Source organism: Providencia sp. PROV129 (assembly GCF_028482245.1).
Classification (GTDB): Bacteria; Pseudomonadota; Gammaproteobacteria; order Enterobacterales; family Enterobacteriaceae; genus Providencia; species Providencia vermicola.
The window spans coordinates 23023-35436 of sequence record NZ_JAMPQD010000016.1 but is presented as its reverse complement, the minus strand read 5'-3'; the positions used below and the strand labels follow the sequence as shown (position 1 = coordinate 35436).

Genomic DNA, 12414 nt, shown 5'->3' with positions numbered 1-12414 from the left:
AAAACAAACAAAAATAGTGATGTAATCGACCTTTGCTATGTGATCAGACCAGTGTTTTTATCATCACAATGTACTGATTCAGATGGAAGGAGCTGGACACAGAGGATCATGCTACTTACAATCGTGTAAAAGCTGATAAGGGAGACCAGAAACATGTCATTTGAAGTATTTGAGAAGCTCGAATCCAAAGTTCAACAAGCGATTGATACAATTACCCTGTTACAGATGGAAATCGACGAATTAAAAGATAAAAACGGTGCATTAAGCCAAGAGTTAGAAACTGCAAAATCAGGGACCGATTCACTCGTGCGTGAAAATGAACAATTGAAGCAAGAACAGCAAGCTTGGCAGGAGCGTTTACGGACTTTGCTAGGTAAGATGGAAGAAGTGTAATTTCTCGTCATACTTCGCGTTGTAGGGGTGTTGGCTTCGTCTCTTCGCCCTAGTCACATACTTATGTATGCTCCTAGGGTCTTATCGACTTGCCGCCTACCTACAACACGAATTATTTAGAAAAATGTTTGTTATACCTCACGTTGTAGAGCGCTGGCTTCGTTTGGATACCCTAATTACATACTTATGTATGCTCATCGGGATGTCCTTCACTTGCCGCCTACCTGTGACTCGAATTATTTTGGAGTATGTTTTCTGAGATATGTGAAAAGTGAGTGAAAAAACAGAAAGCGGAAGGCAGAACAAAAAAGAAAAAGGCAGATATTCGAATCTGCCTTTTTTTATTGAATTTGGTGAGGCTTATTCGTCGAATTCATTCTCTGTAGTTTCTTGGGTGAGCGGTTCTTCAGACAAAATCATGCCAGTATTATCCGCATACAGATAATCACCTGAGAAGAACGTAACACCACCAAAATTAACACGGATATCGCTTTCGCCGATACCTTCATCAGGGCAGCCCGCAGGCATCGCAGCGATAGCTTGGATCCCAAGGTCAAGTTCCATCAGGGCATCAACTTGGCGCACGGCACCGTAAACTACAATGCCTTCCCAGTGGTTATCGACGGCTAACCTTGCCACTTCGGCATCGATTAGTGCTTTACGGACAGAACCGCCACCATCAACGAGCAGAACACGACCAGCGCCTTCTTCTTCCAGCAAATCATACAGGAGGCCGTTATCTTCAAAGCACTTCACTGTAATGATTTGACCGCCAAATGAAGTACGTCCACCAAAGTTGGAGAAAAGAGGTTCTACCACGTTAACGCTTTCTTGGTATATATCGCAGAGTTCGGAAGTATCATATTTCATAGGATTTAGGTCTTTTTTTGCTGCAAGAGGATGCCAGTATATCCCTTTTGATCTGTACTTGGCAAAATTCCCCGCCTAAAAATAGGCGGAAAAAGTCAAAAAATGGTCAAATAACGCAGGTTATTTACTCATTACCACGCCAACAGCGAATAACACGTTCGTCACAAGGGCGGCTTTAACCATGTTCTCAAGAAGCGGGCGCATCCCTTCGGGGGTGGGGTCGGTCAGGACACGGCGAAGGTGATTGAGCAATATTGGGACTGCGAATAAGAATAACCAACCACTCCAGCCTGATAAGTAAATCAACTTGAACAGCACTAAACACAAAATAGCCACAATAATAATAATGGCATGGTAAATACGTGCACCTTGTGGCCCTAAACGAACCGCTAAGGTATTTTTTCCTGCTTTGATGTCGTTCTCAATATCACGCATATTGTTGATATTTAATACGGCGACAGAAAGTAGGCCACATGCGGTAGCAGGTAAGACGGTGATGATGTTGAATGTATTCGCTTGCAAATAATAGGTGCCAATCACACTTAGCCAACCAAAGAAAATTAAGACGGAGATATCACCTAACCCCAGATAACCATAGGGTTTTTTGCCCACAGTATAGGTAATCGCGGCCACAATCGCCACGAGGCCTAGCGCAAGAAAGCCAAAGGCATCTTCAGGCTTTTCGCAGGCGACAATAATCAGTAATAACCCTGATAGGCAGGCTGCGGTAATATTGAGTTTCAGCGCTTTTTTCATATCCGCTTGGGTAATCACCCCTTTTTGCATTCCGCGCAGTGGCCCAATGCGTTCAGCGGTATCCGACCCTTTTACGGCATCGCCGTAATCATTCGCGAGGTTTGATAAAATCTGGAGTAAGCCTGCTGTAATTAGCGCAAGCAAGGCGACTGGCCATTTGAAATGACCTGTCAGGTAGGTGAGTGCAGAGCCAGTGACAATGGCGATAACCCCAAGAGGCAGGGTTTTAGGGCGAAGACTTTCAATCCAAGCTTGTTTACGACTTATTGTTGTGGATGTCGGCTGCATGCAGTTACCTATAATTCAAACTCTTTGAGATACGTTCTTAAAAATGTAATAACCCACCGCATGAAGAAATACCAGAGTATATTCAATGCAATGGGCTGAATATTTCATAGAAAAAGTGCAGCGATAAAAGCTGCACTTTAGTCGATGTATATTAAGGATACATGAAAACCTGATAATTAATAAGATTATAAAATAAATCTACTCAAGTCTTCGTCCGCAACCAGCTCATCTAAGTGCTGTTTCACGTATTGCGCATCAATTTGGATGGTTTGGCCATTACGGTCGCTTGCATCAAAAGAGATGTCTTCCATTAAACGCTCAAGCACTGTGTGCAGGCGGCGTGCACCGATGTTTTCGGTAGACTCATTGACCTGCCATGCAGACTCAGCAATCTTACGAATACCGTCAGCAGTGAACTCAATATTTACCCCTTCAGTGGCCATCAGTGCTTTATATTGTTCCGTTAAAGAGGCATTTGGCTCCGTTAATATCCGCACGAAATCTTCCGTGGTCAACGCTTGCAATTCAACGCGAATTGGCAAACGGCCTTGTAATTCAGGAATTAAATCCGATGGGCTAGAGACTTGGAAGGCACCAGAGGCAATAAACAGGATATGGTCGGTTTTTACCATACCGTGTTTAGTCGAAATGGTACAACCCTCGATGAGTGGCAGTAAGTCACGTTGTACCCCTTCACGAGAGACATCTGGACCTGAACTTTGCCCACCGCGTTTACAGATTTTGTCGAACTCATCGATAAACACAATACCGTTTTGCTCAACGGCTTCGATGGCTTGTTCTTTTAACTCTTCAGGGTTAACTAACTTAGCGGCTTCTTCTTCCACCAGCAACTTGAACGCTTCTTTGATTTTCATCTTACGCGGTTTTTGTTTTTGCCCTGCGAGATTTTGGAACATCGATTGCAGCTGGTTGGTCATCTCTTCCATACCTGGAGGTGCCATAATCTCAACACCCATCGGTGACGCAGCGACTTCAATCTCAATTTCTTTATCGTCTAACTGTCCTTCGCGTAATTTTTTACGGAAAGTTTGGCGTGCTGGCGAATGCTCATCTGCAGGCTCCGTTTGTCCCCAGTTATTTTTTGCTGGTGGGATCAACACGTCCAGAATACGTTCTTCTGCCATTTCTTCCGCACGGTAGCGGTTTTTTTCAATAGATTGCAAACGCACCATTTTTACTGCGGAGTCAGTTAAATCACGAATGATTGAGTCGACTTCTTTACCCACATAACCTACTTCAGTAAATTTGGTGGCTTCAACTTTAATAAATGGCGCGTTGGCTAATTTAGCTAAGCGGCGGGCAATTTCAGTTTTACCTACCCCTGTTGGGCCAATCATCAAAATATTTTTAGGCGTGACTTCATGGCGTAACACTTCGTTTAACTGCATGCGGCGCCAGCGGTTACGCAGAGCAATGGCAACAGAACGTTTGGCTTTATTTTGGCCAATAATATGATTGTCGAGTTCGCTGACAATTTCGCGTGGAGTCATTTCGGACATGCTAACAATCCTTATGATTTTGAAGAAATTTCTTCAAAGTTGACATTATGGTTGGTGTAAATACAGATATCGCCTGCAATGGCGAGTGCTTTTTCAGCAATTTCTTTTGCGCTTAAATCTGTATTTTCTAACAGTGCGCGTGCAGCAGATTGTGCATATGGGCCACCAGAGCCAATAGCGATTAAATCATTTTCTGGCTGAACGACATCACCATTACCCGTGATGATGAGGGAGGTATGTTCATCTGCTACGGCAAGCAGTGCTTCTAGTTTGCGCAGCATACGGTCTGTACGCCAATCTTTAGCGAGTTCTACGGCCGCTTTGGTTAAATGGCCTTGGTGCAGTTCGAGTTTACGTTCGAACAATTCAAAAAGCGTGAATGCGTCTGCGGTGCCACCGGCAAATCCGGCAATGACTTTGTCATTATAGAGACGGCGAACTTTGCGGACATTGCCTTTCATGACGGTATTACCCATCGTCGCCTGTCCATCACCACCAATTACGACCTGGCCATTACGGCGAACACTTACGATTGTTGTCATGAGTTAGCCCCTGGTTTTATTACAAAAAAATGCAGTTGAGTTTTATTTTCAAGAGATAAAACCCAAGTGATAGTTGTTGATTAGCTATCACTTGGATTAGGTTAAAGATAAAAACAACCGCTCATGAGTGCGTTAAAACAGTAGATGGGGTGGGGGATGGGGTTTTTCAACCCCCTGATGCACGAAGAATACAACCTGAAACGCCAACACCTGCTGCGCGGTCACGCATTTTCTCTGCAGTTGACTTGGAATAAGGGCCAAGAACAATTCGATGCCAGCCACCACCTGCAGTCACGCGGCTTTCAATCCCTGCAAAAGCTAAAGTGGCGCGAACAGACTCCGCTTGGTCAGCGGTACGGAATGAGCCACATTGTACCAACATGTTTTGCATGCTATTTGCGGGCTTTGGCTCCGCAGGTGTTGCAGGTTGTACAGGGGCAATTGGCGCAGTAGGGCGAGTTTCTGGTTTTGGCTCAGCATTCACCACGGGTTTACGTTGAACAGGCTCAATAGGTTGAGCGGGCTCATTGATAATCACTTGAGAACGAGGAACAGGTTTGCCGTTGGACGGCACTTCTTGCAAATTCGTGACGGGTTGGCGTCTATCTGAATCCATTTGCTCTAATAATTGGCGTTGTTCAGGGGTTAAGTCTGAAGGGCGCAGAATATTATTACCCGAGCTAGGTTGCTGGGTATTTGGCAAATCAACGCCACGGCGTTCTAATTCTTTAATATAGCGCCAGCGCTCTTCAGGTTTGGGGGGAAGCGTGCTGCCTGCAGGAGCTGAAGGTGTAACAACTTGCGGCTGCGGCGCATCCTTTTTGTTGTGGGTGATATAAAACAGGCCACCAACAAATAGCACAACAATTGCCACCGCAACAACCAGCGTGGTCATTGGTAGACCTTGTGCTTTTTTTGATTTCCCTTTGCCTTTTTTACGGGCGGATGACCGCCCACGAGCTACATAATCTTTTTGTGCCACGCTATTAATTCACTAGTTATCAATCGTTAGTCATCATCTGGATTAACATGTTACTTAACCTGAACAATTTTGACTAGCTTTTAGGCGCTTTTGTGCTCTCTCTGATGATTAAATCAGAATCTAGGAGACGTGAACCTGGTGTAACGTTGTTGCCATGGATTTGTTCAAGTAGCAATTGCATTGCATGATGGCCAATTTCCGCGCGAGGTTGGTTAATTGTTGTTAACGCAGGTAAGGTATATTTTGCTTGTTCTAAATTATCAAATCCAACAAAAGATAAATCATCTGGCAGAGTTAACCCCATCTTTTTGGCTTGCCACATTGCGCCAATAGCCATGATATCACTGTGGCAAAAAATCGCAGTTGGTGGTTCAGGGAGAGATAACAGTGTTTTCACGGCTTCAGCGCCACCCTCATGTGTAAAGTCGCCACGAATAATATAGTCATCACGCAATTTTTCCCCTGTCCTCAACATCGCTTTTTTGTAGCCCTCTAAACGATACTGGCTAAGTGGCATATGCGATGGCCCTGCAATACACGCAATCAGCTTGTGGCCTTGTTTTTGAAGGTAATGGGTGGCATTAAATGCTGCTGTTAAGTTGTCAATGTGTACAGTCGGTAGTTTTAATTCAGGGGCGAATTCATTCGCCATCACAATAGGGGGTAAGTTTTTTTGTTCTTCAGTCGAAATATCGAACGGGATATTTGAGCCTAATAACACCATGCCATCGATTTGTTTGGTGATTATTAGATTAATAAAAGCATTTTCCTGTTTTTCTTGGTGTTTGCAGTCACCAATCAACACAAAGTAGCCTTCTTGTGCGGCAATTTCTTCAATGCCACAGACCACGTCACTAAAAAACGGGTCACGAATATTGGGAACTAACACCAGAATGGTTTTTGATTCATTGCGTTTATAGCTTCTTGCTAAGTTATGAGGATAGTAGCCAACATCCATAACCGCTTGTTCGACTTTTTGGCGGGTCTGTAAGGAGACCTTTTCAGGGTTCATTAATGTTCTGGAGACCGTCGCTGTCGAAACGCCCGCGGCACTAGCAACATCTTTCATTGTTGCTGTGTTATTGTGTTTTTTACTTTCCACAACGCCTTCCTTAGATTGATTTAATCGTTTGCTTTTTTTTGAATGGCGCAAGCACGTCATTATTTATGATTAGAAGTTATTCTAATTGGATTCTCAATAATATCTGTTACCTAGTTTGCATAAAAAGTGTGACATGCGTCATTTTTTAGAGCTGCTTCGCAAATTTCAAAAATAATTTAGGATGCAAAAAGATAGGTGAAACTCAATCTGTTCGAAATTCACACAAAAAATGATATTTATGCAAAAAAGTAGATAGCTCATAATATCAATAAACTGAACGCCAAGAGACGAAGAACGACTGATAGAATAATCAGGGTAAAATAAAATACCCCTTTAAATTTCGGTCATGCTTTAGCCATCTGTTGGGTCGACATCTACATTCCATTTTACTTTGCGACTTTCTGGCTGCTTAAGAATTTCAGGGAGTAACTGCGCCATAAATTGTTGTAAATAAGGGCGAGAAGGGTGCTGTAACAGCAGTTGCCAGCGGAAACGACCGCCACGTTTTGCTTGAATTGACGGAGATGGCCCTAAAATCCATAGCTTAGCATCGCTTTGTGGGTGCTCTGTGATGTACTGACGGACATTTTGTAAGAACTGTCGTGAGTCCTGGTTATTATGATCTTCTGAGCGGATCAAAATATGGTTGGTATAAGGTGGGAGCATTGCTACACGGCGTTCTTCCATCGCTTCTTGAGTAAATGCGTTATAGCCGTTTTCCAATAAGGTTAATAGTAAAGGGTGTTCAGGGTGGTGAGTTTGTAAAAGTACTTCCCCTTGTTTACCCGCACGACCTGCACGACCTGAAACCTGCACATACAGTTGAGCAAAACGCTCTGCGGCGCGAAAATCACTGGAAAAGAGGGCACCATCGACATCCAGTAATGCGACTAGCGTAACATCAGGAAAATGATGGCCTTTGGCTAACATTTGCGTACCAATTAAAATGCGAGCTCCGCCCTCGTGGACTTGGTTCAAGTGTTGTTCAAGTTCCCCTTTACGGCTTGTTGTATCTCGGTCAATGCGTGTGACAGGGGTATTAGGGAATAGCTCCGATATCTCTTCTTCGAGTTGTTCCGTTCCCATGCCAACGGGAACCAAATGGGTTGAGCCGCATTGTGGGCATTGGCGAGGAACGGGGCGCTGGCTATCACAGTGGTGGCAGCGTAACTGGTGGAAGTTTTGGTGCAACGTATAGTAGTGGTCGCAGCGTTGGCACTCAGCAATCCAACCACATTCATGGCAAATCAGCGCAGGGGAGTAGCCGCGGCGATTTAAAAACAAAATCACCTGATTATTTTGTGCTAGATGCTCTTTAATGTGTTGGATAAGCAAGTGTGAAAGACCAAACTTCAACGGTTGGCCTTTTAAATCAATTAAATGCTGTGTAGCAGGGCGTGCATTTCCTGCGCGGATAGTCAGATTTAGTTGGCGATATTTTTGTTGCTTCACATTGAGTAAGGTTTCGAGTGAAGGGGTTGCAGTGCCCATCACTATTGGGATGTTATTTTTTTTCGCTCTAAAAACGGCCAAATCCCGTGCGTGATAACGCCAGCCATCCTGTTGTTTGTATGAATTGTCGTGTTCTTCATCAATAATAATGATGCCGAGGTTGGCAAATGGCGTAAAAAGGGCAGAGCGCGTACCAATGATAATGGCGGTTTGGCCTAATTTAGCGCGTAACCAGACGGCTAAGCGTTCGCTATCATTAAGAGCGGAATGTAGCACATCCACAGGGGCTTTAAACCGTTCGCGAAAGCGGTTAATCGTTTGTGGCGTTAAACCAATTTCAGGCACCAGGACGAGCGCTTGTTTTCCTTGTGCCAGCACATTTTCTAGCACACTCAAATAGACTTCTGTTTTCCCTGAGCCCGTGATACCTGCTAGTAACCAAGGCGAAAACTCATCGTCTTGAGCACGTATCGCCCCGACAGCTGTAGCTTGTTCACTATTAAGACGTAACCGTTCACCGCACACTTCAAAAGTGGATTGCCATTTTTCGGCAGTCGGTTGCACAGGATGTAGTTCGACATACTCTTTCTTTTTAAGGGATTGTAGCGCGCTTTCACTGATTTCAAGCTCACTAACTTGATGGCGATAAACCGCGCGGCGTTTGAGGAGTGCTAGCGCTTGTTGCTGTTTGGGCGATCGTTTAAATTCATTGAGATCGGCAGCGCACCCCGTTTTAGTGACTTGCCATTGCCAGATTGGCGTAAATTCAGCGGCTTTCCCTTGGCGCAGTAATATTGGTAAGGCATGAAAGAGAACCTCGCCTATCGGGTAATGGTAATATTGAGAAGACCACAGTAAGAGCTGCCACACATCATCAGGAAACAGTGTTTGTGTGTCGAGAACCAGTTCGATAGTTTTTAGCTGATCTTCTGTAAACTCACTTTTATCGCTATGTTTGACCACAATACCAAGGGCTTGGCGTTTACCAAATGGTACCATCACACGGCTCCCCACAACAGGAAGTGGCATGTTATCTGGCAGTCGATAATCAAAAGTGCGGTTTAAAGGAACAGGTAAAGCCACCTGAACGACGATCATAACTGGGTTTCCGTCTATTTTTTATGCGATGATAACAATAATATTTCACTAGAGTATCACAAAATTTACTCGGTTTTCATTGCGCGATAAACAGAATTTCTGTATGATCCGCCGCCTTTGGTACTTAATTTTACCAATACGTAAATTCAATCAACACGACGTGTGGTGTCCGGCGTTAGGGCTGGAATGGCGACACGGCCTTAATAGAGGTTCTCCCATGAAAAAAGGTATTCACCCTAAATACGAAGAAGTTACTGCAACTTGTTCTTGCGGTAATGTAATGAAAATTAATTCAACTGCTGGTCACTCGCTGAACCTGGACGTTTGTGGTAACTGCCACCCGTTCTATACTGGTAAACAGCGTGATGTTGCAACTGGTGGTCGTGTTGATCGCTTCAACCAACGTTTCAGCATCCCAGGTTCTAAAAAATAATCGAACTTGTGAAATGCGAAAAAAAGGGAAACTCAGTTTCCCTTTTTTAATGCCTAAAATAGGCGTTTCTTGTTTTTAACCGAATAAATTAGAAACGGTTAAGCACGCCGAACATGCCATCATTACTACGGACTTATACTTTAGACTTGAGTGTATCGCCATCGTCGTTATAACTGACATCAGATTTATCCGCGTCTAAGAAGCGATAGCTTATTATCTATCGCTTACGGCACGGAGCCGGTGCGTATTGCGTATCTGCTGGGAACGGATTGGCTTCACAATCAGGTAATTCTTCACGGACTTCAAAAAGTGCAAAACCAATGACGCCAATATTTCGTTCATCGCCTTGGGCATTTTGATTCACATAGGACTCTTGCGGAGCGGCAAAACGGAATGCGGCGACTTGGTCTTGGCTTTTACGGAAGCCTTCAATAGTCACTTCACTTCTAGGGCGAATTAAATATCCACTATTTTGATAAGAACCTGCGCGGCCATTTAATACATCAATGCCATCGACGCTTGTCACCACTTCATAAATCCGATTTCTATCGGTATTTTTGATGGTTAATTGGTAACGTTGGCCTTCTTGAGCAGGCAAAATATATTGCCCTTGGTTATTACGGTACATTGGCATTTTACGACCACGTTCATCTGTCACCTGAATTTCGACGGGAGATAACGCGATATAGCTCATGGTTTGAAGATGGTTAGGAACTCGTTCGCCACGGTAATAGATAGCAGCAGTATCAAAAGGCGTGTTGGTTAAGCGTGTGGCATTAACGGTGGTAACCGCAGAATTGACATCTTCCCCCCATTTTGTCCCGAGTTTTTTCGCTGAAGATTGGGGTGCTGCGACATCTTTATTGTCTTGGAATTCCGCATATGGGCGATTCCCACACCCCGCGGTGACCAGTAACATACCGCTTAGTAGCCCAATTAAAGCCAGATTGTATTTATTCATTGCACTATCCTTCGTGATTTTAACTATTAGCTATGGCTATGGATTAATACTCGAAAGTGTAGAGCGTGGGAGTGAATAAAGCCTGAGGGGGATTCTGAATTGAAAATAATTCAGAAGAATCTAGCCCATTTTTTATCTAGGAAACGGCACTACGCCACAGAGATTGTGGCGTAGTACGGGTATTTGGAATGCGTAAGTGCAATTCGTAAGAATTAATATTCCCACGTTTCTGGGTCAATACCCAATTCGCGCATAATTTCTTTTGCGGCTTCTGGGATCTCGTCATTGCGTTCTTTACGCAGATCTTCATCATTTGGCAGTGGTTGTCCAGTGAACGCATGTAAAAATGCTTCACACAGTAATTCACTGTTAGTGGCATGACGTAAGTTGTTAATCTGACGGCGAGTACGTTCGTCAGTTAAAATTTTGAGTACCTTTAACGGAATAGATACTGTAATTTTTTTTACTTGCTCACTCTTTTTGCCATGTTCAGCATACGGACTGACATATTCACCATTCCATTCAGCCATGAGATACCTTGGATATTTTCAGTAATAATAAAAAATAATATGCATATTCTTTTTAATAGAAACTTATTCTAAGCTCTAAATCGAGAATGCCTGCATATATGTTAGGCGCGACTTAATGTAGTTTAACACAAAATATTGCGTAAAATTAACGATCTAAGCCTACTTATGCGATTGACTATCAATTAACACATAATTATTAAGGCTGATTATTCCATTACTTGATATAAACGTAAAGAGGTTTAGACGTCTAGATATGTTGACGTCTAAACATCCAATGGGTATGATTTGGTCTATCACTGTTCAGGAGAAGCGTTTATGACTTACAAGCCGTCAACCATCGCAATTCATAATGGATTAAATGAAGACCAACAATTTGGTTGCGTAGTGCCTCCCATTTATTTATCCAGTACCTATAATTTTACTGACTTTAATGAGCCTCGGGCTCATGATTATTCACGTCGTGGCAACCCAGGACGTGATATTGTGCAAAAAACATTGGCACAGCTGGAAGGTGGTAGCGGAGCAGTGATGACAAATAGCGGTATGTCGGCGCTTCACCTAATATGTACTGTATTTTTGCGACCAGGAGATTTATTAGTCGCCCCACATGATTGTTACGGCGGCAGCTACCGTTTATTTAACAGTCTGCATGAACGCGGGGCATATCAAGTTCAGTTTGTCGACCAAAGTGATGAAACGGCATTAAAAGCGGCGTTGGCGAAAAAACCAAAATTAGTTCTTATCGAAACGCCAAGTAACCCGCTATTAAGAATTTTTGATATCCAGCAGATTACTCAGTTAGCCCATGAAGTTGGCGCATTGGTCGTGGTGGATAACACGTTTTTGAGCCCGATACTTCAGCAACCTATCTCGCTCGGTGCCGATTTTGTTGTGCATTCCTGTACAAAATATCTTAATGGTCACTCAGATATTGTGGCAGGGGTTGTGATTGCAAAAGAAGAGAAATGGGCAATAGAATTAGCGTGGTGGGCCAATAATATTGGCGTAACAGGCGGGGCGTTTGATAGCTATTTATTGTTAAGGGGCATTCGAACCTTGTCCCCGCGTATTTTACAGCAACAACAAAATGCACATGAAATCGTAAAATATCTTAAAGCTCAGCCTTTGGTCAAAAAATTGTATTATCCTGCACTGGAAGATCATCCAGGCCATGAAATTGCACTCAAACAACAAAAAGGGTTTGGGGCGATGTTAAGTTTTGAATTTGCAGGTGATGAGTCACAATTACGTCATTTCTTGAGTGCACTAAAGCTGTTTACATTAGCGGAATCATTAGGTGGGGTAGAAACATTGATTTCACATACAGCCACAATGACTCATGCAGGGATGTCAGCACAGGCGCGTTTTGAGGCAGGTATTACAGACAGTTTATTGCGTATTTCAGTCGGGATTGAAGATGTGCAGGATTTAATTGCAGATTTAGATCAAGCATTTAAGGTTGCGGCACAACGTTAGCGGAGTTTTTT

The 12414-nt window shown here is 43.6% G+C and carries 12 protein-coding genes; 3 read left to right on the top strand and 9 right to left on the bottom strand.

Annotation, left to right across the window (positions count from 1 at the left end):
- Nucleotides 1-153 precede the first annotated feature (153 nt).
- On the top strand, nt 154-393 hold the full coding sequence (zapB, locus tag PSF27_RS12100; protein ID WP_004265299.1) for a cell division protein ZapB: 240 nt from the start codon (nt 154-156) through the stop codon (nt 391-393).
- 360 nt (nt 394-753) lie between these two features.
- Here the strand turns inward: zapB and rraA are convergent, their stop codons facing one another.
- From rraA to priA, 7 genes are all read right to left on the bottom strand, one after another.
- Nucleotides 754-1263, bottom strand: a complete 510-nt coding sequence (gene rraA, locus PSF27_RS12095) for a ribonuclease E activity regulator RraA (RefSeq protein ID WP_272681539.1) — start codon at nt 1261-1263, stop codon at nt 754-756.
- Nucleotides 1264-1383: 120 nt separating this feature from the next.
- Nucleotides 1384-2307 carry a 1,4-dihydroxy-2-naphthoate polyprenyltransferase gene (locus PSF27_RS12090; RefSeq protein WP_206085971.1) on the bottom strand — a complete coding sequence of 308 codons (924 nt, stop codon included), beginning with the start codon at nt 2305-2307 and terminating at the stop codon, nt 1384-1386.
- Between the two features lie 185 nt (nt 2308-2492).
- On the bottom strand, nt 2493-3827 hold the full coding sequence (gene hslU, locus PSF27_RS12085; protein ID WP_206085972.1) for an HslU--HslV peptidase ATPase subunit: 1335 nt from the start codon (nt 3825-3827) through the stop codon (nt 2493-2495).
- Nucleotides 3828-3838: 11 nt separating this feature from the next.
- Nucleotides 3839-4369 (bottom strand): ATP-dependent protease subunit HslV, encoded by a 531-nt coding sequence (gene hslV, locus PSF27_RS12080; RefSeq protein ID WP_004265304.1) that lies wholly within the window; start codon nt 4367-4369, stop codon nt 3839-3841.
- 166 nt (nt 4370-4535) lie between these two features.
- Nucleotides 4536-5351: a cell division protein FtsN gene (ftsN, locus tag PSF27_RS12075; protein ID WP_272539883.1), complete on the bottom strand. Its 816-nt coding sequence runs from the start codon at nt 5349-5351 to the stop codon at nt 4536-4538.
- Nucleotides 5352-5424: 73 nt separating this feature from the next.
- Nucleotides 5425-6453 carry a DNA-binding transcriptional regulator CytR gene (gene cytR / locus PSF27_RS12070; protein WP_206085974.1) on the bottom strand — a complete coding sequence of 343 codons (1029 nt, stop codon included), beginning with the start codon at nt 6451-6453 and terminating at the stop codon, nt 5425-5427.
- 351 nt (nt 6454-6804) lie between these two features.
- Entirely contained in the window at nt 6805-9003 is a 2199-nt protein-coding gene (priA, locus tag PSF27_RS12065) for a primosomal protein N' (RefSeq protein WP_272681538.1), read from the bottom strand.
- 217 nt (nt 9004-9220) lie between these two features.
- On the opposite strand from priA, the gene rpmE reads away from it, so the two are divergent.
- Nucleotides 9221-9436, top strand: coding sequence for a 50S ribosomal protein L31 (gene rpmE, locus PSF27_RS12060; RefSeq protein ID WP_004265313.1), 216 nt, complete (start codon nt 9221-9223; stop codon nt 9434-9436).
- 217 nt (nt 9437-9653) lie between these two features.
- Here the strand turns inward: rpmE and PSF27_RS12055 are convergent, their stop codons facing one another.
- Both PSF27_RS12055 and metJ read right to left on the bottom strand, forming a co-directional pair.
- Nucleotides 9654-10397 carry a hypothetical protein gene (locus PSF27_RS12055; RefSeq protein WP_272574410.1) on the bottom strand — a complete coding sequence of 248 codons (744 nt, stop codon included), beginning with the start codon at nt 10395-10397 and terminating at the stop codon, nt 9654-9656.
- 212 nt (nt 10398-10609) lie between these two features.
- A complete protein-coding gene (gene metJ / locus PSF27_RS12050; RefSeq protein ID WP_004265315.1) occupies nt 10610-10927 on the bottom strand; it encodes a met regulon transcriptional regulator MetJ in 318 nt (105 codons plus the stop codon).
- Between the two features lie 315 nt (nt 10928-11242).
- On the opposite strand from metJ, the gene metB reads away from it, so the two are divergent.
- On the top strand, nt 11243-12403 hold the full coding sequence (metB, locus tag PSF27_RS12045) for a cystathionine gamma-synthase (protein WP_272539885.1): 1161 nt from the start codon (nt 11243-11245) through the stop codon (nt 12401-12403).
- The last annotated feature ends 11 nt before the right edge of the window (nt 12404-12414 follow it).